At 45.7% G+C, this 19,905-nt stretch carries 19 protein-coding genes and 1 other RNA gene; 17 read left to right on the top strand and 3 right to left on the bottom strand.

Features of this window, described 5'->3' with window-relative positions; all coding sequences use genetic code 11:
* Positions 1-8 precede the first annotated feature (8 nt).
* The 5 genes from MHH57_RS16390 to rnpB all read left to right on the top strand — a co-directional run bounded on the left by MHH57_RS16390 (position 9) and on the right by rnpB (position 3,803).
* On the top strand, positions 9-848 hold the full coding sequence (locus MHH57_RS16390; RefSeq protein WP_209949500.1) for a hypothetical protein: 840 nt from the start codon (positions 9-11) through the stop codon (positions 846-848).
* A complete protein-coding gene (locus MHH57_RS16385; RefSeq protein ID WP_029517784.1) occupies positions 845-1,606 on the top strand; it encodes a tRNA (adenine(22)-N(1))-methyltransferase TrmK in 762 nt (253 codons plus the stop codon). The genes MHH57_RS16390 and MHH57_RS16385 overlap by 4 nt, the downstream gene beginning before the upstream one ends.
* Positions 1,582-2,697: a Nif3-like dinuclear metal center hexameric protein gene (locus tag MHH57_RS16380; RefSeq protein WP_165149059.1), complete on the top strand. Its 1,116-nt coding sequence runs from the start codon at positions 1,582-1,584 to the stop codon at positions 2,695-2,697. The genes MHH57_RS16385 and MHH57_RS16380 overlap by 25 nt, the downstream gene beginning before the upstream one ends.
* 61 nt (positions 2,698-2,758) lie before the next feature.
* Entirely contained in the window at positions 2,759-3,325 is a 567-nt protein-coding gene (locus tag MHH57_RS16375; RefSeq protein ID WP_029517782.1) for a flavin reductase family protein, read from the top strand.
* A 79-nt stretch (positions 3,326-3,404) separates the two neighbouring features.
* Positions 3,405-3,803: RNase P RNA component class A (rnpB, locus tag MHH57_RS16370), an RNA gene on the top strand.
* A 415-nt stretch (positions 3,804-4,218) separates the two neighbouring features.
* Here the strand turns inward: rnpB and MHH57_RS16365 are convergent.
* Positions 4,219-5,439: a PLP-dependent aminotransferase family protein gene (locus MHH57_RS16365; RefSeq protein ID WP_029517781.1), complete on the bottom strand. Its 1,221-nt coding sequence runs from the start codon at positions 5,437-5,439 to the stop codon at positions 4,219-4,221.
* A 116-nt stretch (positions 5,440-5,555) separates the two neighbouring features.
* Between MHH57_RS16365 and MHH57_RS16360 the strand changes: the two genes are divergently transcribed.
* Both MHH57_RS16360 and MHH57_RS16355 read left to right on the top strand, forming a co-directional pair.
* On the top strand, positions 5,556-7,031 hold the full coding sequence (locus MHH57_RS16360; protein ID WP_029517780.1) for a PLP-dependent aminotransferase family protein: 1,476 nt from the start codon (positions 5,556-5,558) through the stop codon (positions 7,029-7,031).
* 88 nt (positions 7,032-7,119) lie between these two features.
* A complete protein-coding gene (locus MHH57_RS16355; RefSeq protein WP_080658632.1) occupies positions 7,120-7,350 on the top strand; it encodes a hypothetical protein in 231 nt (76 codons plus the stop codon).
* 57 nt (positions 7,351-7,407) lie between these two features.
* Here MHH57_RS16355 and MHH57_RS16350 read toward each other — a convergent pair whose 3' ends face one another.
* Positions 7,408-9,288 (bottom strand): S8 family peptidase, encoded by a 1,881-nt coding sequence (locus MHH57_RS16350; RefSeq protein WP_342434304.1) that lies wholly within the window; start codon positions 9,286-9,288, stop codon positions 7,408-7,410.
* 186 nt (positions 9,289-9,474) lie between these two features.
* On the opposite strand from MHH57_RS16350, the gene MHH57_RS16345 reads away from it, so the two are divergent.
* From MHH57_RS16345 to thiI, 6 genes are all read left to right on the top strand, one after another.
* Positions 9,475-9,981 carry a YpuI family protein gene (locus tag MHH57_RS16345; protein WP_342434303.1) on the top strand — a complete coding sequence of 169 codons (507 nt, stop codon included), beginning with the start codon at positions 9,475-9,477 and terminating at the stop codon, positions 9,979-9,981.
* 187 nt (positions 9,982-10,168) lie between these two features.
* Positions 10,169-10,396 carry a DUF1540 domain-containing protein gene (locus tag MHH57_RS16340; RefSeq protein ID WP_029517777.1) on the top strand — a complete coding sequence of 76 codons (228 nt, stop codon included), beginning with the start codon at positions 10,169-10,171 and terminating at the stop codon, positions 10,394-10,396.
* A gap of 44 nt (positions 10,397-10,440) precedes the next feature.
* Entirely contained in the window at positions 10,441-10,833 is a 393-nt protein-coding gene (locus tag MHH57_RS16335; RefSeq protein WP_322251723.1) for a hypothetical protein, read from the top strand.
* 222 nt (positions 10,834-11,055) lie between these two features.
* Positions 11,056-11,748 (top strand): lytic transglycosylase domain-containing protein, encoded by a 693-nt coding sequence (locus MHH57_RS16330; protein WP_318627858.1) that lies wholly within the window; start codon positions 11,056-11,058, stop codon positions 11,746-11,748.
* A gap of 157 nt (positions 11,749-11,905) precedes the next feature.
* Positions 11,906-13,054, top strand: a complete 1,149-nt coding sequence (locus MHH57_RS16325) for a cysteine desulfurase family protein (RefSeq protein WP_209949504.1) — start codon at positions 11,906-11,908, stop codon at positions 13,052-13,054.
* Position 13,055: 1 nt separating this feature from the next.
* Positions 13,056-14,282 carry a tRNA uracil 4-sulfurtransferase ThiI gene (thiI, locus tag MHH57_RS16320; RefSeq protein WP_209949506.1) on the top strand — a complete coding sequence of 409 codons (1,227 nt, stop codon included), beginning with the start codon at positions 13,056-13,058 and terminating at the stop codon, positions 14,280-14,282.
* A gap of 73 nt (positions 14,283-14,355) precedes the next feature.
* On the opposite strand, the gene MHH57_RS16315 is transcribed toward thiI, so the two are convergent.
* The gene (locus MHH57_RS16315; RefSeq protein ID WP_069010274.1) at positions 14,356-15,051 is read right to left on the bottom strand and encodes a TerC family protein; all 696 of its coding nucleotides are present in this window, start codon (positions 15,049-15,051) and stop codon (positions 14,356-14,358) included.
* A 216-nt stretch (positions 15,052-15,267) separates the two neighbouring features.
* On the opposite strand from MHH57_RS16315, the gene MHH57_RS16310 reads away from it, so the two are divergent.
* From MHH57_RS16310 to MHH57_RS16295, 4 genes are all read left to right on the top strand, one after another.
* Positions 15,268-15,927, top strand: a complete 660-nt coding sequence (locus MHH57_RS16310; protein WP_029517771.1) for a TerC family protein — start codon at positions 15,268-15,270, stop codon at positions 15,925-15,927.
* Between the two features lie 94 nt (positions 15,928-16,021).
* Entirely contained in the window at positions 16,022-16,513 is a 492-nt protein-coding gene (locus MHH57_RS16305; RefSeq protein ID WP_029517770.1) for a hypothetical protein, read from the top strand.
* Between the two features lie 291 nt (positions 16,514-16,804).
* Positions 16,805-18,646, top strand: coding sequence for a translational GTPase TypA (gene typA, locus MHH57_RS16300; protein WP_029517769.1), 1,842 nt, complete (start codon positions 16,805-16,807; stop codon positions 18,644-18,646).
* A 125-nt stretch (positions 18,647-18,771) separates the two neighbouring features.
* The gene (locus MHH57_RS16295) at positions 18,772-19,833 is read left to right on the top strand and encodes an LCP family protein (protein ID WP_311078925.1); all 1,062 of its coding nucleotides are present in this window, start codon (positions 18,772-18,774) and stop codon (positions 19,831-19,833) included.
* Positions 19,834-19,905: the final 72 nt, after the last annotated feature.

Raw genomic sequence — 19,905 nt, 5'->3', positions numbered from 1 at the left:
GAAGAAGCTTGGACCAGGAGAAAAAGCGGGCAATACTGTTACATGAAATTGAGCATTGGCGGCGAAGTCGGCTGCTCCCTGAGCAATATTGCGATTTTTTGTCTAACCTGTATCGGGAGGACGAAGATCCGACGCAGAGCCAGAACCGTAACAACACCGGGCTGCTTACATATCTTAGACACGGGCATGGGATCGCCTGGCTTCTTGGTTTTGTCATTATTTCCTGCATTTGTTTGATCGGTTTTTATTTTACCGCTTTTCCGTTGGCAATGCAAATATTCTCGGCGAGTGCAGTTACTACGATTTGCTATGGAGTGGCCGCATTTTGGCGGTCTTCTGAAAAGAGTATGAGTGCGATGTTGAGCACTTTAGGCAGTGCGATTATGTTGGGTTCGGGTGTATGGATCATTCAGCTCCATCAAGGTGAAGCTAAGGTTTGGTTTCTTTTGCTCGTAGGCCTATGCGGTGTGGTATGGTGTCTTGTGGGATTAACTTTGCGGATCAGCTTGCTTCATTACTGTGGCATTGCTGGGCTACTTTTAGTGTACGCGATCCTTATAGGCCGCTACTGGCCTACAGCAACTTTAGTGATGCTTGAGGCATTTTGGATTTTGCACGCAGTATTGTTGATCTGGTTAAGCTGGTGGGTACATCGCCGCTTTCCGCGTCTCGCTTTGGTTTATTTCGCTATAGGCATGACACTAGCATTCATGGCTGAAGCAGACACGTTTATCCTGCGCCATCAAGCGGCGGGAGATGTGGTGTTTTACAGCATACTGAAGTTGGCATTTGTTGTTGGAATTTTATTTTGGACTCGAAAAAAATGGATTACGTGGGTGACGTTATGAAACTTTCTCAACGATTACAATATATTATGGAACAAATACCTGCCGGGAGCAGACTTGCGGATATTGGCTCGGATCATGGACTACTCCCCGTGGCCGCAGTGCGTAGTGGCAGAGTACCGCAAGCTGTGGCGGGTGAAGTCAATGATGGACCGTTGCGTGCGGCTCAAAAGCAGGTGGCCGAAGCAGGTCTCACGGATCGCATTGCGGTTAGAAAGGGAGATGGCTTGGCTGTAATTAAGGTCGATGAAGTTGATGTTATTACGATAGCCGGGATGGGTGGTGCCTTGATCGCTACCATTTTAGAGCAAGGGAAAGACAAGCTTGTTTCAGTGAAACAACTTGTTCTACAGCCTAACGTAGGAGAGGATATCTTACGCCGTTGGCTCATCGAACATCAATGGGTACTAACAAGTGAACATATTATGGAAGAAGACGGGAAAATATATGAGATTCTGACGGCAGTACCTGATTCGGTAAGCCCACTGAAACAGGATGCGCTGTATCAACCATGGAAAATTCCCGATAGTTCGCTGGTACTGACACCGGATTTGTTGATGCAACTCGGACCACTATTGGTCAAAGCACCGAATGAAATCTTTTTTTATAAATGGAAATTGGAGATTCGCAAGCTTGAGGATGTGCTGGCACAAGTGGCACGATCAGATCAGGAATCCGCACAGCATAAGCGGGAGCAATTGCGCAAGCAAATTGAACAGCTAGAGGAGGTACTTGCATGTTTGCCAAAGGACAGACAGTAATTAGCTATATGGAGCAGCTGGCTCCGAAATACTTGGCAGTTCCGGACGATAGAATCGGGCTTCAGCTGGGTAGTCTGCAAAAGGAAATCAAAAGCATATTAGTAGCCCTAGATGTTAATGATGAGGTTGTCGAAGAGGCACTCCGCATAAAAGCTGACCTCATTATTGCGCATCATGCGATTATATTCCGCCCACTTAAAGCTTTGAACACAGATCAGCCTGCGGGTAGATTGTATGAAAAACTGATCAAGAATGATATTGCTGTCTACATCAGTCATACGAATCTGGATACAGCTGAGGACGGCATGAATGACTGGATGGCAGAAGCACTGGGTATTCAAAGTGAAGGTACGCTTGAGGATGTTCACACCGAGCAATTATTCAAGCTTGTTGTTTTCGTACCCAAAACACATCATCAACGGGTACTGGATGCCATACTGGGGGCGGGAGCTGGACATATCGGCAACTACAGCCATTGCAGCTTTAACATTGACGGCTATGGAACTTTTGTGCCGGGTGAAGGCACACAGCCGTTTTTGGGTGAGCAGGGTAAAATGGAACGTAGTGAAGAGGTTCGTATTGAGACCATTGTACCGCAGGGTGTACGCAATAAAGTTGTTCAAGCGATGCTGAAGGCTCATCCTTATGAAGAGGTGGCTTATGACCTGTATCACATGGATTTGCAGGGCCGTTCCTTTGGTTTGGGACGGGTGGGCAAGCTTAAGGAAACTCGCACGCTACGGGAGTTTGTCGATGTTGTGAAAAATGGCCTCAACGTGGAGCATGTACGTGTGGTGGGCGACTTGGACCGTATGATCAAAAAGGCAGCCGTGCTTGGGGGCTCAGGCAGCCGCTATGTGAATAAGTCGCTTTTCAAAGGTGCTGATGTATTGGTCACAGGGGATATTGACTATCACACGGCTCACGATGCCCTGATGGCGGGGATTGCTATTATTGACCCTGGACATAATGCTGAAAAGATTATGAAGCCTAAAACCGCAGAATGGATGCGCAAACGCTTGGTAGAAGGTCGTTATTCAACGGAAGTACATGTATCTCAGGTAGAAACCGAACCTTTTCAATTTTTGTAAAATCTCAACATCTATGAGAAAATGAAGATGCTCTATTATTTTTTTCGTAGGGAGAGGTTCTATGCGGACGCTGATAGCTGATTCTGCAATTCATGCCTATCCAGGTATGGTCGCTGTTGTTACTTCCCGCTATGAGGGGGAAAATAATGTAATGGCCTCAGGCTGGCATACCTATATCGGATCATCACCGGGCATGTATGGCATTTCACTGAGGAAGGAAACATATTCTCACGGACTGATCGAGAAAAGCGGAGGCTTTGGTATTCAGTTTCTGCCTGCGCACAGATCGGAATGGATTCAGGCTGTAGGTACCTTTAGTGGTAAAGATGTAGATAAGTTTCAGCAGTTTGGCATTGCATATGAGGATGGAATTTCAGTCAATGTGCCTATATTGCTGGAGGCTTATCTTGCTTATGAGTGTAAAGTCGTGGATATTCATACCTATGGAGATCATGATTGGATCGTCGGTGAAATACAGCAGACCTACCGAGATGATGAACTGTTCCTAGATGAGGACGTTCCTGATTTTAGTAAGCTTTCTATCCCGCTATACGTGGGAAGGTCTGCTTATTATGTGGCGGATGATTCATTGCAGAGAAAGGTACATCCGTTTTATTTGGGCAAGTAAACAGAGATCTATACGTTTTACAATATTTTCAGGGTTGTATCATGCGCGCGTTCCCTGTATACTATGTAATGTTGTTCGGAAAGTTTGACAGACAATCGCTGGTGGCGTAAGCCGCGAGAGGAAAGTCCGGGCTCCATAGGGCAGGATGCTGGATAACGTCCAGTCAGCGCGAGTTGAAGGATAGTGCCACAGAAATGGACCGCCGATGGCCGCTTGCGGCACAGGCAAGGATGGAACCGAGGTGTAAGAGACCCCGAGGAACGCTGGTGACTTCGTTCCTGGTAAACCCCATCTGGAGCAAGACCTAATGGGACACAGCTTCTTCGCGAAGCAGCCTTAGCCCGAGGCGTGTCTAGGTTGGTCGCTGGAGCTGGATAGCAATGTTCGGCCTAGATAGATGATTGTCGCTTGTAGTGGGAGGGTAGTTCCCGTCTGTACCACGAATAGCACAGAACCCGGCTTACGGAAAACTTTCCCCACTGCAACACCTTAAAAAGTATGAATTTAACTTTTGTAAATGACCTGTTTGCATGAAAGCCTTTAATCCAAATGTATTTATTGAATTAAAAAGGGTGTGTCATATTCCTGTGGGAATGATGGCACACCCTTTTTAACATACCGTACTTACGCAGATATAGTGCATTCTTAGAATGAAGCCCCCAGCATAATTACTGTGGGCTTTCATCCTAATTTTTACTTCTCTACCGTAAAACCGTTCGAGAATGAGGCACGTAGTCAGCGTAGCAAACGCATTTGAATCTACAGAGGCGAGGCGTACATCTTTGTCCCAGATTCCAACATGCTATTCAAATTCCAAACGAATCAGAGGGAACAGCGATCGTAAAATCAAATGATTCGTGAAGCGGCCTCACGTACGTGTCCTGCCAACTCCATCATCGCACGCTGTTTACAACACTTTCCTCTGTGTACATCTTCAGTGCCCGATCCAATCGGTCAACTGCTTTTGGAAGCAAGGAAGGATCCGTATGCGTGAAGTTGATTCGCATATGGTTGCTGCCACTTAGGTCAGCATAGAAGACTTGTCCAGGCACAAATGCCACTCCTTCCTGAATTGCGAGTTGCAGCAACCGATCAGAACGGAATCCCTCGGGTAAAGTAACCCACATAAACATACCGCCAAGTGCATCATTCCAGGTGATTCCTTCCCATTGGCGTTCTTTCATCAGCGACGTGAGACGTAGCATACGAGTATGGTACTCAGCAGACACAGTACGAATATGTCCGTCCAAGTCAAAAAAGTCCAATAACTCATTCAAAGCACGTTGATCAATACTGCTGGAGTGCAGATCGGCAGATTGTTTGGCATTGGCGACTTTAACGACAATCGCTTGATTAGCTACCAGCCAACCAGATCGAACACCAGGAGCGACGGTTTTGGAGAATGTAGAAGTGTACATCACATGACCGTCTCCACCTAGCTGTTGATCGATTGAGAAAAGGGATGGAAAGTTAAGGTTTTCGTCAAATTTAAGACGTCCGTAAGGATCATCTTCAAAAATCAAAGTGCCGTATTTACGGCATATTTCAACAACGCCTGTTCTTCGTTCCATACTCCAAACACTTCCTGCCGGGTTGGAGAAGGTTGGGATGACATACACGAATTTAGGCTGATGTTTTTTGATCTTGGCTTCAAGATCTTCTAATCGCATACCGTTAGAGTCTGTATCTACACTTACAATGTTGGCACCATAGGAATTAAATACCTGAAGAGCTGCCAAATAAGTAGGGGACTCCACCAATACAGTATCCTGCGGATCGAGCAATACACGCGAAACCAGATCAATGGTCTGCTGTGAGCCCGTCGTCATGATGATGTTATCTCTGGTGACGGAGATGCCTTGGGATGACATGATTGCTGCAAGACGTTCCCGTAGAGGAATGTAGCCCTCGGTTAGGCCGTATTGAAGAGCGGTAGTACCGCCGAGGCGAAATACCTGCTCATAGGCTTTAGCAACAGCTTCGATGGGGAAAAAGGCATCGGCAGGAAGGCCGCCTGCCAGAGATAACACATCTGTTCCCTGTGTCAGCTTTAAAATGTCCCTTACCATGGACGAGCCCTGAGTACGAGCCATACCCGAAAATTTGTGTTCCAATCCAATCATCTCCTGTGTTCTATACTGTACTATGAAATTTGTTGTATTATATCGATAATGAAGTATAACAGTAAACGTCTAAATGTAACAGTTGATTTTTGGAGGGGACGGTTCCGATGCATATTGATCTCAGCCGCAATAGCAGTGTTAAATTATATTTACAGATTGCCAAAACATTAGCAGATCGCATCCAGTCTGGACTGTTGCCTCAGGGCACAAAGCTTCCCTCTGTCCGTCATTTGTCCAGTTTGCTTGCGGTAAGTCCCGTAACTGTAAGCAAGGCATATGCTGAGCTGGAGTCTATTAATCTGGTTACCTGTACACAGGGAAAAGGTTGCTATGTAGCAGAGCCTTCGGTAGCTGTTCAACGTGAGGGAGCGCAGGATTTGTCATGGCAAATGTCGCTGATCGATTATTTGCCACGCGCACAGTTATGGAGAAACTTTAACCATAGCAGACAGGTTCCCTATTCTTTTCATATAGCAGCAATTCAACCGGAGCTTCTTCCTACACGCGAAATCATCGCTGATACTCAACGTCTATCCTCTGGAAATCCTGATGCAATGGCAGCATACGGTACTTTTGAAGGTGATTTAGCGCTGAGGGAAGTGTTTGTAGATCACCTGAACGAACGTGGCCTATGCACTGTTGCAGAACAGCTGCTCGTGACCAGTGGTGCCCAACAGGGCATTGACCTGGTGGCACGTACTTTTGTTGGTTCTGGAGATGTTGTCTACATGGAGGCTCCTACATATACGGGGGCCATTGATGTATTTACCAGTCGTGGTGCCAAAGTAATTATGATTCCGATGGATGAGCAGGGCATGCGGATCGATATCCTCACGCGTCTTTGTGATACTCATCCCCCAAAACTGATCTACACGATACCCACCTTTCATAATCCTACCGGAGTAACTTTAACGACGGCCAGACGCACACAATTATTGGATCTAGCTCAAAGTTATCATTGCCTCATTGTTGAGGATGATCCATTTTCTGACCTCTACTATAAAACAAAGCCGCCACTCTCTATCAAGGCACATGATCAATCCGGACATGTGATATATATCAAAAGCTTTAGCAAAACCGTTGCTCCCGGCTGCCGTATAGCTTGTGTAGCGGCCACTGGCAGTGTAATGGATCGTTTGGTGGCTGCCAAGTCTACTACGGATTTGGGGAGCCCTCTATTAACGCAAAAAGCGCTATTGCCCTTTATCAGGAACCGTCTTGATCGACATCTTGTCTGGTTGCGGGAACAAATGCGGGATCGGTTGACAGTCGCATTGTATACGCTCCAGCGCTATGCTCCGCCAGAGGTTAGCTGGTATGCTCCCGAAGGCGGCTTAAATGTGTGGATTAAGCTTCCTCCTAATGTTGATATTCCAGAATTGGAGCGGCTGGCTGACCGAGAAGGCGTTTCCTTTTTACCTGGTGCAGTGTGCTATGCAGGTGGTATGGACAGTAATCATATCCGTATTTCTTTTTCGTATGTGGACAAGGAAACACTTATAACAGGTCTTCACAAACTGTGCCGTTTGTTGGGCGAACTGCTTGATCATTCGGTCATTGTTGAACGGAAGCCTATTTTATAAGGGATATTTGTATTAGGGGGTAAACATCCAAGCACAGCACATGCCTTCTTAATATGCTGTACTAATTCACCGAAAGGAGTTGCACATTATGAGTCATTGCCCTTACGACCCGATCGTGTGCCCGCCGATCCAATTTGTAAATCATCAATTTTTCCCACAAGTCGTGCCTGTGGTTCATCCAATTGAAATTGTTAATCAGACGCACATTGTACCTGTACCACATCACGTATTTCCGGTGAGTATAAAGGATCCTGGAGAACCTTGCTGTCATACTCGCAGTCATAGCAAGCGTCCTGTTCGCAGCAGTTCCAAGCGTTAATAAAGCCCAAAAAAGCAGCCATGGAGCAACATGGCTGCTTTTTTCCAATAAGGAATCTTACGTTTCCAGTTTCTTTAAAATAGATTTTAACTTGTCACTTAAATGCTGTGGATAGAATTGCAAAGGAACATATGGACGTTGTGCTGCTTTCAACGCTTTATACACGTCAATTTGACCATATCCGAAATATTTGTCATGCCCTGGTGTGCCCAAGTCAATTACGCTGCTTCTCATTAAATCCATAACCTCTTTGTTGGTCAGATCGGGGTTAACGGATCGAATCAGGGCAGCAAGTGCTGATACATGGGGACTGGCCATTGAAGTGCCCGACAGTGCAGCATATTGATTCCCTGGGTACGTACTGGCAATACTTGCACCTGGAGCCATGACGTCTACATAATCTCCATAGTTAGAAAAGGATGCACGGTGCATAGAAGAATCTGTAGCGGAAACGGCAAACACTTCAGGATACGCTGCTGGATAGCCAGGTCGTTCCGTATTGTCATTGCCTGTGGCTGCGATTAATACGACATCTTTATCATAGGCGTATTTGATCGCATCATGCAAAAATTCAGCTTGTGCGTAATTGCCCAGACTCAAATTGATGACCTTGGCACCGTGATCAGCTGCCCAGATAATACCTTCTGCAACCGAGTAAGTCGTGCCGGAGCCGGATTGGTCAAGTACCTTGATCGGCATGACTTTGTTGTACCATGTCATGCCAGCGACCCCCTCACCATTATTCACGAGGGCAGAAATGATGCCGGCGACGTGCGTTCCATGACCGACGTCATCATAAGGCTTTTCAGACGGGTTTACCACGTTATGACCTGAAAGGATTTGACCTTTTAGGTCGGGGTGATTCAAATCTACTCCCGTATCTACGACAGCGACAATTACGTCCTTGCTGCCTTTGCTTAATTTCCAACCTCGGTTGGTTTCAGTTGCCGGCAGATTCCATTGATAGCGGGAAAAGAGCAAATCATTGGGAATAGAGCTGTCCGCTTTGATAGGTGTGCTCTCATTGGTTAGATACATATAGTGAGGTTCCGTATAAAGCGGGTTCCACTTTCTTGAAAAATATTGCTTTAGCTCCTTAAAGTTCATCTTATCCGAATGAAATACATAGGTATAACCAAGCTTGCGGCCTGGCGCACAGTGTAAATCTGCTGCAATTTCCTGCAGTTGTCGTGAATCAGGATTATGATGGAAGCGAACGACAATTTCATTTTCAAAATAATGGCTTGCATTTTCGTTGTCGTGGCCCGTCTTGACAGTAATATCGTGCAATGTGTCGGGATGTACGGATTCGATTTTGTAGCTGCCTTCTTTTGGATAGGGAATCAAACGCAAATTTTTCCGCTGATGCTTCTCCACGTCACGCAATACTTGCTGACTGACCAGAGCAGCAACGCCGCATGTTCCGTCAGCCGATGGTTCTGCCATGACAAAATATTTACCGCCTTCAGCCTGAAATGCAGCAGATTCGTAGCATTTATTTTGCATGACGGAACGGCGAGCCGCAGCCAAGCTGCTTTTAATTTGAGGATGACTGAGCAGACGAGTTTGTGCTTTGCTGCCCGTATAGGTGTTCGTATTCCCGTCGCTTGTGTGAATCCACTGTAACGTATGAAGATGACTGTGCGATTGCTGTAGCGTGCGGGTAAACTGCCTTTTCTGATCAGCAGTTTTACCATCAAGTTCCCGCATCACGTATTGAATATCCTGCCTTGCATCCATGCGTGTGAGGGTATCCGTAGCAGACAGGTCCAAAGCCAACATTCCTTTTTTGAGCTGCTTCTCTTGCTGTGGCACCATCTTGGCCGTATATTGGGGCTGCGGTGTATGGCGGTGATCACGGGAAGGCAGCATCAGTGTGATGAGAAGCACCCCGGCAGCTGCTCCTAGCAGGGGTTTTAACCATTTTCGCCGAGACATGGGACCGTCCTCCTTGAGTAATCATAAATTTATGGTTTAGCGTGAGGAGGTTGGCATGTTTTTATACCTTTCAATGCTTATTTGTGGTAGGATAAATACTGAAAATTACAGCTCTTTCGGTTAGAAGGGACTATTTTCGGGTAACCAAATTGATGAACAAGCAACAAATAAGGGGGAGCTGCCTTGATGTCAGCAGTCAACGTACAAAAATTATGTGAGTCGGCGCAGGAGAGACTGAAAACTGCCGTGAAACGGGTGGAAACATTCCTCAATGAGCATGCTCTGCCGCAACTGGCTGCAGATAGCAATGAGGAGTCCGTGCTCTTTTACAAAGGCTTTTTGTCGGATCTCCGTCATGTCCTTGTTTTTTCCGAAGTATCTTATGAAAAGTTGGGCGTGGCTTTACGCCGTGCCAATTTTGACGTCGATTTTGCGGAAAAGGCATTGTATAACGTTTACCATGACTGCGTGAACAGCTTTTTTTATCCCAAAAATGAAACTTACGCAGAGGATGGACGTTATGCGTATACGGGGCAAGATGCTATCCGCTTCCGTAAAACGCCAGTGCCAGCCGCTCGCGAAGTGATCATGGACATTACGAAAAATTTTGAAGAATTGCGTGATGATCTGACTTATTATGAAAGTGACTATTTGACTCAGCGCCGGATGCAGACTCGCCGTACTCATGCCTAAAGCATTCAACGGGGAAGATCATTTCTAATCAAAAACTAAAACAAGACAAGCAAGCCGTTTTCTACTTGCTTCCTGCCATTTTGGAGGAGGTGAAGGAAGCGGCTTTTTTCGTATGTCACCAACTGCCATATACCATAAACGCATAGGTGCAGGATAGCGGGGGGACAATGAATCCGAGGTGATGATCATGAGCCAAGAGGCCAAGCCAATCGTTAAGTGTAGCGTAGCCAATTGCCATTATTGGGGAGAAAACAACTTGTGCAAGGCAGATTTGATCATGATTGAAGTTGATGGTCATGCCGGAAAAAAATTTAAAGAAGAATATGCGGGGGAAAGCTTCAGTTCAGAAGAACGTGATAAGGCCGACACGTCAGCCGCAACCTGTTGCCACACTTTTAAACCGAAGTCCGTGTAAATTTTATTACGCGATTCATTTTGCATTTGGAGGTGCAGTTTATTATGGAAGATCATGAAAACGACAAGCATCAGAATGAAGAGCATGTTAGCCGCAAACGTGTAGATTACCCCCGTCACATTCATGAACGATCTGCCAAGCGCCGTAATGATCGTGAGGAATATGCAGCAGAGGTTGCTCCCGGCTCAGTTGCGACTCGACATGAGGTCAAGGGTGAAGAGCAAGTTATAAACAATAGTGGTCGTATTTCTGGCTATGTTGGTCTGGCTGCGGGAATTGCCTCATTGTTTATGTGGTCCATTGTACTGGGGCCTATTGCTGCAGTTTTAGGCTTTTTTGCTTATGTGAATGGCAGCAAAACGACCGGCATTTGGTCGATTGGTCTTGGGGCGCTGGCGACATTGAGTTATTTTGCTTTTATCCCGTTCGTTCGTTGACCTTACTGGAGGAAAAAGCATAGTTTTCTTGTGTATATCCGAGAAAAATCATCTTAGTGATATAATTACATTTAAGCTGATCTATAAAGCTCCGCTGTCTTTTCGACAGAAACGGAGCTTTTTTTCATTAAAAGGTATGGAAGTACATAGTAAAAAGTTGTATCATAGCAATAACGACAAGCTATTTGGGATATAACAACTATAGAAAGTTGGGAACACCACATGCAGATTGATCCGCGCGTGTCCAAGTCCATGTTAGACATGCAGCTGTTAAATAATATGAGTGCTACAACCCAGACGGGAACAACGGACGCTTTTTCCGGATTACTGGAACAAGTAGGTCAGTTGGAAACAGATGGTGCTGTGACTCGAGAAAATTCAAGTGATGTTACCAGAGACGAAAATGGTTTGCTTTGGCTTCAATTGGGACCTTCGAGGGGAACGGCTTCGTCATTGTATCCCGCTCCTTCCAGCACAGCAACAGACGGACCTACAACACCTACGGCATATGATGATTTGATTAACGAGGCTAGTCAGAAATACGGCGTTCCAGTAGCGTTGATTAAAGCAGTTATTGATACGGAATCTTCATTCAATCCGTCGGTCACTTCTTCGGCCGGGGCCAAAGGGCTTATGCAACTTATGGATGCTACGGCTCAAGGTCTGGGAGTCAGTGACCCGTATGATCCTGGACAAAATATTGATGCTGGAGTTCGTTATTTGTCTTATCAGATTAAACGTTTTAACGGACAAGAAAATATGGCGCTGGCTGCATATAATGCAGGTCCCGGACGGGTGCAGCGGCTTGGTGTAAGTAGTGATGAACAGTTAATGTCTGTACTGGATAAGCTTCCGCTGGAAACGCAAAGATATATTAACAAGATTCAAAATGCACGTGAAAAATATACGATCTAAGCCCTATAGCTTATAACGAAAAAAGTGCGTAATTTCAATTAGATTAGGTCCGCAGAACAGGGTCAATATGGGGAAAGGGTGTCGCTATAATGTAGCGGCCTTTCCCTGTTTTGGTCTTTTTTTGTTGCAGCAGTTGTAGGGCAGAAAGGGGAGTTTAATGAAATATTTTGATTATGCCGCGACAACTCCGCCTTTTGAAGAGGTGATTACAACCGTTGCCGAGATCATGAGACGACACTATGGCAATCCATCTTCGATGCATCGGTATGGAGAGGATGCGGATAAGTTGCTTAAGCGTTCGCGCGAAGTATGTGCTGCGGCTTTGGGAGTGTATCCATCAGAGATTGTCTTCACATCTGGGGCAACGGAAAGCAACAATCTTGCTATTAAGGGAGTAGCTTTGCAGTATCAGACCAGAGGTAAGCATATTGTTACTGTATCGACAGAACACCCGTCTGTGTATGAAGCTTGCAGACAACTGACAAATCTGGGCTTTGAGGTTACATTTTTACCTGTCGATGCGGAAGGGCATGTGAGCGCCGAACAGGTTTGTGCCGCTGTCCGTAAAGATACGATTTTAGTCAGTATTATGCATGTCAATAATGAGACGGGAAGGGTGCAACCGGTGCATGATATCGGAGCTGCGCTGAAGAAACAGTTCCCCCGTATTCTATTTCATATTGACGGTGTACAGGGGTTTGGAAAGCTGCCGGTTGATATCCGGGGCTGGCAGGCTGATCTGTACAGCCTTTCTGCGCATAAGCTGCGTGGACCTAAAGGTGCTGGACTACTATTCGTTCGGGAAGGTGTAGAGGTTTTCCCACTGCATAGTGGCGGCTCTCAGGAGCAGGGTTTTCGTGCAGGTACGGAAAATGTGCCACTGCTTGTTGGTATGTCCAAAGCGGTACGACTAGCGGGCGAACGACAAGCAGAAACAGCACGACGTATGACCGAGTGGAGAGAACGGGTGGTCGCAGAAGTGCAGACAATCCCTCAACTGCGGCTAAACAGCGGGGAGGAAGCACCGCATATTGTCCACTTTTCGTATCCGGGTATGAAGGCCGAGGTGCTGCTGCATACGCTGGAGCAACTAGGTGTGGTCGTATCCACCAAATCGGCTTGTTCTTCGAAGTTGGCCGAGCCCAGCCGGGTGCTGCAGGCGATGGGCCGCAATGAGGCAGAAGCATCTGGCGGCATTCGTATCAGCTTCGGTGACGAGCATACGGAACAGGATATTGACGAGCTTATACTTGCACTGCAACAGGCTGTAGCCAAGCTGGAATCCCTTGAAAGGTGGAAACGTTAAAATGCACTATGATATGCTGTTACTTCGCTTCGGTGAATTTACATTAAAAGGGAAGAATCGGACTCGTTTTGAAAAGGCAGTACTGAATCACGTGAAGCTGCTGCTCAAGCCGTTTCCCGGCGCTTCTTTGCGGAAGGAATTTGGACGGATTTATGTGGTACTCGGAGGAGAGCCTTATGAACAGATCATTCAAGTGTTACAAAAAGTGTTTGGCATCACGACAATAAGTCCTGTCAAAATGGCTCCTGTCGAGCTGGGTGCTATAATTGAGACCGCTGTAGCTTTGATGCGTGAGCTGAATGTGGCCGAGGGAACGACTTTCAAGGTAAATGCCCGCAGAGTGTGGAAGGAGTTTGCTCATTCCTCACAAGAGATGAACCATTTAATTGGTTCTCCTATTTTGCGAGAGTTTCAAGCGTTGAGGGTCGATGTGCATCAACCAGATATTGAGTTGCGTGTGGAGGTCAGAGAGCAGGCGGCCTATATATTCAGCGATGTTATTATGGCTGTAGGGGGCTTTCCGTTAGGAACGAACGGTAAAGCTATGCTGCTGCTGTCTGGTGGAATCGACAGCCCGGTAGCAGGATGGTCTTCCATGCGTAGAGGACTGGAAATTGAATGTGTACATTTTTATAGCTATCCGTTTACAAGTGAGCGTGCGAAAGAAAAGGTCATTGAATTGGCAAGGGTATTAGCAGGCTATGCAGGGCGGATCAAAATCCACCTTGTACCGTTTACAGAGGTGCAGACGGCCTTTACGCGCACTGGACAGGACAATCTGATTATAACGCTAATGAGACGGTCTATGCTGCGAATTGCAACGATGCTGGCTGAGCGTGAAGGAGCGCTGGCACTCGTGACGGGTGACAGTCTGGGTCAAGTTGCTAGTCAAACGTTATCCAGCATGAATGTGATTGGCCGTTCAACAGAATTACCATTGCTGCGACCTCTCGTCATGATGGATAAGCAGGAGATCACGGAAATCGCTAAGCAAATTGGCACCTACGATTTATCCATCCTTCCATATGAAGATTGCTGCACATTGTTTGTTCCTAAATCCCCAACGACCAATCCAAATTTGTGGGTTGTTCAAAAGATTGAAGCCTCTATTCGGGATTTAAATGCCTTGATTGAACAGGCTGTGGCTGCAACGGAAACGCTTGTCCTGGAGTCAGGCGGAGCTATAGAGGGGCGTAATGAGGAAGTTATACAGGAAGATTGGTTTTAAACAAAAAGGCAGACCCACTGTTATTATGGGGTCTGCCTTTTTTGATTTTAGTTAAAACAGTTTTTGAAGCATTTTAAACAGCTTTTTCTCGACTGGACATTGCTTTGCGATTTTGAAGATATCCCGTGAGCAAAATACCAGCCATAACTGTAGCAATAAACAAGATACGCAGCGCAGGGTGCTCGGTAAAGTAAGGTTCCAGCTTACGTTCTTCAGTAATCATATTAGAGGCCGTATAACCAAGTACAGCCGATCCCAAATAGATAATCCAGGGGAATTTATTGATCAGTTTGATAAAAAGAGTGCTTCCCCATACCACGATTGGCACGCTGATTAACAGGCCCAGCACTACAAGTAGCAAATGCTGCTGGGCAGCGCCAGCAACAGCAATCACATTGTCCAGACCCATAGCCGCATCGGCTACAACAATCGTGCGGATAGCACCCCATAATGTTGTTCCCGCTTTGACTTCGGTATGGTCCTCCTGGTCTACGAGCAACTTATACGCAATCCAGACTAACATAATCCCCCCGATGAGTAACAACCACGGTACTTGAAGCAGCCAGAGTACCACAATGGTGGCTGCTATGCGAATAAGCAGGGCACCACCGGTGCCGTACAGTATCGCTTTTTTTTGCGTTGCAGGAGGCAGCTTTCTGGCGGCAAGTCCAATTACAATCGCATTATCCCCTGCGAGCAGAAGATCAATAAATATCACATTAAGCAGTAGCCAAAAGAACTGAAGTCCGGACATATCAATCGTTCTCATCTCCCTGATTAAACATCCTAAAATCGTTGTATGTGTTTATTTTAATACCCGTTTTCCGGAAATACGATTCATTATATGGCTGTTTGTTATTGATTTCAAGGTCTTTACTCAACGAATTTGACATCATTTTTTAATAAAGGATGACTTATTTGACAAAGCTTATAAGCATAGCCTCGTCCTATTTCGCATACAAGTAGGATGGGGGTGTTTGTACACATGGAGCATATCATTTTGCTGTTGAAAATATTAATGATTAATTTGGTGTTAAGCGGTGATAATGCGGTTGTTATAGCCATGGCGAGCAAAAATTTGCCTGCAAGGCAGCGGAGTCAAGCTATATGGTGGGGGGCAGTCGGTGCAGTCCTCCTGCGCTGTGTTTTGACTTTTGTAGCTGTCATTTTGCTGGGCATACCCTTTATTCAGGCGGCAGGTGGTCTACTTCTGTTATGGATTGCGTTTAAGCTGCTTTATGAGAGTGAGGATCATGTAGGAGTCAGAGCAGAAACAACCATATGGAAGGCTATACAGGTGATTCTGGTAGCGGACTTTGTGATGAGTCTAGATAACGTATTAGCTATTGCAGCACTAGCAGATGGGGATATCGCCATTATTGTCATTGGTATTGCAATTAGCATTCCGATAGTTGTCTGGGGCAGCAACGTAATTGCGATCTGGCTTCACCGGTTCCCTGTACTTGTTTTGCTCGGATCTGCAATCCTGGCTTTTACGGCAGGAGAAATGCTACTGCGTGATCCCCGATTGGGTGTATGGTTAGCAGGTACGGGAGAGCTTATACATGCATGGTTACCAGGACTCTTAGCCTCAGCAGTTGTGATTGCAGGAATATATCGTCAGCTACGTGCTCATCATATTTGAACGTAGTTTTTTTGGAAAACATCGGCTAAAATATACTTAAAAACAATCACATTAAGCGACCTAAAAACAAATTCAGCAAACAAAGGAGACCACGATGAATTCCGGAAAAGAGCGTATGATCGGAGTGGGCATTGTTGCCGTAGGACTGATTATTTTGTTGGGGAAACTGGGGACGTTCTCCTTCTTGGGACGAAACTTTTGGCCTTTGCTGTTTTTAATACCTGGAATCGTACTGCATGCAATGTACATGAAGCGTAAAGTTTCACCCTTTATGTTGCTGCCAGCAGGGATTTTATCGGTTTATGGCTTCTTATTTTTGCTCTGCAATATTTGGGGCTGGAATTTAATGGCCTATTTATGGCCTTTGTTACTTCTAGGTGTGGCGGTTGGATTATGGGAGTACGCCATTAATGATATTTCGCTTTCTCGTAATGTATATACGGGGGGCGTGATATTGGGCTTGGTATCGGTGTTTTTATTGGTCATTACCCTGTTAAGAACGGGTATCATATATGTTATTGCAGTTTTACTGATCGGCGCTGGAATCTGGTTGGTCGTAAACAACCGTGGCAAACGCAAATGGTAAACGACAAGCAATGAGATTTTATGGCGGTAAATTACGGAACAGGCAATAATGTCTTGCTTTATGACATATTTCAACTATAATATAATGGATATGATAAGAGCGTCGGAATGATTTCTGACGCTTATTTTAAGGTTTTCACGCGAATCGGAGAGAGAAGCTGTCTGTACAAAGCCTGAAACATATAGAAGGCTGGCAGGGAGTGGGCCTAAAGAACGATTGTTAGCCTTGAATCAGCACTGCTTCAGGATAGAGACACTATTTTGATATACGGAAAGGATATGGATACAAACCATGCATGCTAGAGAAAACATTCGCAATATTGCGATTATTGCCCACGTCGACCACGGAAAAACGACGCTTGTCGACAAGCTGCTTCAACAGTCCGGAACATTTAGAGAACACGAGGCTGTTCAGGAGCGCGCCATGGACTCCAACGATCTGGAGCGTGAACGCGGTATTACGATTTTGGCTAAAAATACAGCTATCACTTACAAAGATTATCTGATTAACATTGTAGATACACCAGGACACGCCGACTTTGGTGGCGAAGTGGAACGGATTATGAAAATGGTTGACGGTGTTTTGCTTGTCGTAGATGCTTACGAAGGTTGCATGCCGCAAACGAAATTCGTACTGCGTAAAGCGCTGGAACAAAATCTGACGCCTATCGTTGTAGTGAACAAAATTGACCGTCCGGCGGCTCGTCCGGCAGAAGTTATTGACGAAGTACTGGATCTGTTCATCGAGCTGGGTGCGAATGATGAGCAACTGGAATTCCCTGTTGTGTACGCTTCGGCGCTGAACGGAACATCCAGCATGGATGCTGAAAAGCAAGACGATAACATGCAAGCATTGTACGAAACAGTTGTAGAGCATATTCCGGCTCCAACTGAGAATGTAGATGAGCCTCTTCAATTCCTCGTAACACTGATGGATTATAACGAATACCTTGGCCGAATTGCAGTAGGTCGTGTAAACCGCGGTATCATCAAGCAGGGGCAAGCAGTCACAGTTATGCAACGTGATGGTAGTAGTAAATCGGCGCGTATTGAGAAGCTGTTCGGCTTCCAAGGCCTGAAACGTATTGAAACGGATCAAGCGGGCGCTGGTGACATTGTAGCGATTGCGGGAATTAAAGATATCAACATTGGTGAAACCATTGCTGATCCAAACCATCCTGAAGCGCTGCCTGTACTGAAGATTGATGAGCCGACACTGCAAATGACCTTCTTGGTTAACAACAGCCCATTCGCAGGTCGCGATGGTAAGTGGGTAACATCCCGTAAATTGCGTGAGCGTCTTCTGAAAGAACTCGAAACGGACGTCAGCTTACGTGTTGATGAAACGGATAGCCCGGACGCCTTTATTGTATCCGGACGTGGTGAGTTGCATCTGGGTATCTTGATTGAAAACATGCGTCGTGAAGGTTACGAACTGCAAGTGTCCAAACCGGAAGTTATCGTCAAGGAAATTGATGGTAAGAAAATGGAGCCAATCGAACGTCTCCTTATTGATATTCCGGAAGAAAGCATGGGCGCAGTTATGGAAAGTTTGGGCTCCCGTAAAGCCGAAATGGTTAACATGATTAATAACGGCACCGGACAAGTTCGCTTGGAATTCCTGATCCCTGCACGTGGTCTGATCGGCTACACTACAAACTTCCTGACTTTGACTCGTGGTTATGGCGTAATGAACCATGCGTTTGACAGCTATGGACCATTTGTTGGCGGTCAAGTAGGTGGACGTCATCAGGGTGTACTCGTGTCAACAGAAAACGGCAGCTCTACATTTTATGGTATGCTGGGCGTAGAAGATCGCGGTATTTTGTTCCTAGAGCCAGGTACTGAAATCTATGAGGGTATGATCGTTGGAGAGCACACACGTGATAACGACATCGTCGTTAACATTTGTAAAGAAAAACAACTGACAAACGTTCGTTCAGCAACAAAAGACGATACAGTTAAACTGAAAACACCTGTAATCTTCTCTTTGGAGCAGGCGCTCGAATACCTGAATGATGACGAGTATTGCGAAATTACACCTAATGCCATCCGTTTGCGTAAAAAGATTTTGAACAAAGGTGAACGCGAGCGTGCAGAGAAGCAACGTAAAACAGCACAAGCAAATATGTAATTGATTGGATTGGTCTTTGGCCACAGCGGCGACGCCCGGGAACGGGATGCGCCGCTGTGTGTGTTTTAGGATTGTAAACTTGGAGAAAGCTATATTTCTCAAAACGCAGGAAAAGGTGTTGAAGCATGAGTAATCTTTCGAACGGATTGCCTCCCCGGACACAAACCGGGAAAAAATCCGCCAAACCGAAAAAAACGAAAAAGAAAAAAAGCTTTTTCAGATCGTTTATGAAGTTTGTCTTGTTTCTGCTCATTATAGGTATTTTAGCAGCAGGTGGTTATACCTACTATCTTTACAATCAGGTAGAGGAAGTTTTGGATACGGGGATCAACAAGGAAGTACCCAAAACACAATTGGCAGAAGCTAAGCCTTTGACTATCTTATTGCTAGGAACCGATTACCGCCCTGATCATCCGACTTATTTGTCCGACGTTATTATGGTAGCTACATTGAACCCCAATACTAAATCGTCTACCATCGTGTCCCTACCGCGCGATACGCGTCTAGAAATGGATGGATATAAACCTCGCAAGTTGAATGAGTATTATCCGGTGTTTAAGGCTAGAGAAAAAGAATCTGGTGAAGTTGCTGAAGAACAGATGAAGAAGATGATCGGCAAATATTTAAACATTGATATCGATTATGTGACGGTTATTAACTTCCAGGGCTTTAGAGATGTAGTAGATAATTTGGGTGGCGTAGATGTGACGGTTGATAAAAACATGTGTTATCGTGACCGTGCAGATGGTACCGATATTAATCTGACAGCTGGAGCCAAGCATTTGAACGGTGACCAGGCTCTTGATTTTGTTCGCTACCGCAAATCGAATTGTCGTCCGAGAACAGCTGAATCTGACGATTTTGATCGCAATCGTCGACAAAATCAGGTGCTTCATTCTCTAATTGACCAAATGCAATCCTTTAACGCTTTGACCAAGTTTAGTGCAATTATTAAATCGGTTGATAAGAATATGATGACAGATATTGAGTCACAGCAAATGAAGAATATCGTACAAACCTATTGGAATATTTCCAAGCAAAATGTGAAATACAATCCGGTAGCGGGAACATGGCGTAGCCCGTATGTGTACATTGATGAGCAACAGCTCGATTTGGCCAAACAAGCGCTACAAGAGGAGTTAGCTAAAAAAGCAAGCGACAATACCGCAGCTTCTTCCAATTCCTGAGTATGTATATTTCTTCCCGCTTATGTTATACTCGCAGCGAGTAAAGCTCTTATATAACATAAGGGGGTTGAG

The organism is Paenibacillus sp. FSL H7-0442, assembly GCF_038593105.1.
Taxonomy (GTDB): domain Bacteria; phylum Bacillota; class Bacilli; order Paenibacillales; family Paenibacillaceae; genus Paenibacillus; species Paenibacillus polymyxa_D.
Note: the sequence above shows the minus strand (reverse complement) of the source record. Positions and strands in the feature narration are given on the sequence as shown.

Coding starts and splice junctions, on each gene's coding strand:
- MHH57_RS16360 (WP_029517780.1), top strand. CDS start 5,556: ATGCATATTGATCTCAGCCGCAATAGCAGTGTTAAATTATATTTACAG.
- MHH57_RS16310 (WP_029517771.1), top strand. CDS start 15,268: ATGGAGCATATCATTTTGCTGTTGAAAATATTAATGATTAATTTGGTG.
- MHH57_RS16375 (WP_029517782.1), top strand. CDS start 2,759: ATGCGGACGCTGATAGCTGATTCTGCAATTCATGCCTATCCAGGTATG.
- MHH57_RS16350 (WP_342434304.1), bottom strand. CDS start 9,288: ATGTCTCGGCGAAAATGGTTAAAACCCCTGCTAGGAGCAGCTGCCGGG.
- MHH57_RS16380 (WP_165149059.1), top strand. CDS start 1,582: ATGTTTGCCAAAGGACAGACAGTAATTAGCTATATGGAGCAGCTGGCT.
- thiI (WP_209949506.1), top strand. CDS start 13,056: ATGCACTATGATATGCTGTTACTTCGCTTCGGTGAATTTACATTAAAA.
- MHH57_RS16340 (WP_029517777.1), top strand. CDS start 10,169: ATGAGCCAAGAGGCCAAGCCAATCGTTAAGTGTAGCGTAGCCAATTGC.
- typA (WP_029517769.1), top strand. CDS start 16,805: ATGCATGCTAGAGAAAACATTCGCAATATTGCGATTATTGCCCACGTC.
- MHH57_RS16355 (WP_080658632.1), top strand. CDS start 7,120: ATGAGTCATTGCCCTTACGACCCGATCGTGTGCCCGCCGATCCAATTT.
- MHH57_RS16295 (WP_311078925.1), top strand. CDS start 18,772: ATGAGTAATCTTTCGAACGGATTGCCTCCCCGGACACAAACCGGGAAA.
- MHH57_RS16315 (WP_069010274.1), bottom strand. CDS start 15,051: ATGAGAACGATTGATATGTCCGGACTTCAGTTCTTTTGGCTACTGCTT.
- MHH57_RS16325 (WP_209949504.1), top strand. CDS start 11,906: ATGAAATATTTTGATTATGCCGCGACAACTCCGCCTTTTGAAGAGGTG.
- MHH57_RS16330 (WP_318627858.1), top strand. CDS start 11,056: ATGCAGATTGATCCGCGCGTGTCCAAGTCCATGTTAGACATGCAGCTG.
- MHH57_RS16335 (WP_322251723.1), top strand. CDS start 10,441: ATGGAAGATCATGAAAACGACAAGCATCAGAATGAAGAGCATGTTAGC.
- MHH57_RS16345 (WP_342434303.1), top strand. CDS start 9,475: ATGTCAGCAGTCAACGTACAAAAATTATGTGAGTCGGCGCAGGAGAGA.
- MHH57_RS16385 (WP_029517784.1), top strand. CDS start 845: ATGAAACTTTCTCAACGATTACAATATATTATGGAACAAATACCTGCC.
- MHH57_RS16305 (WP_029517770.1), top strand. CDS start 16,022: ATGAATTCCGGAAAAGAGCGTATGATCGGAGTGGGCATTGTTGCCGTA.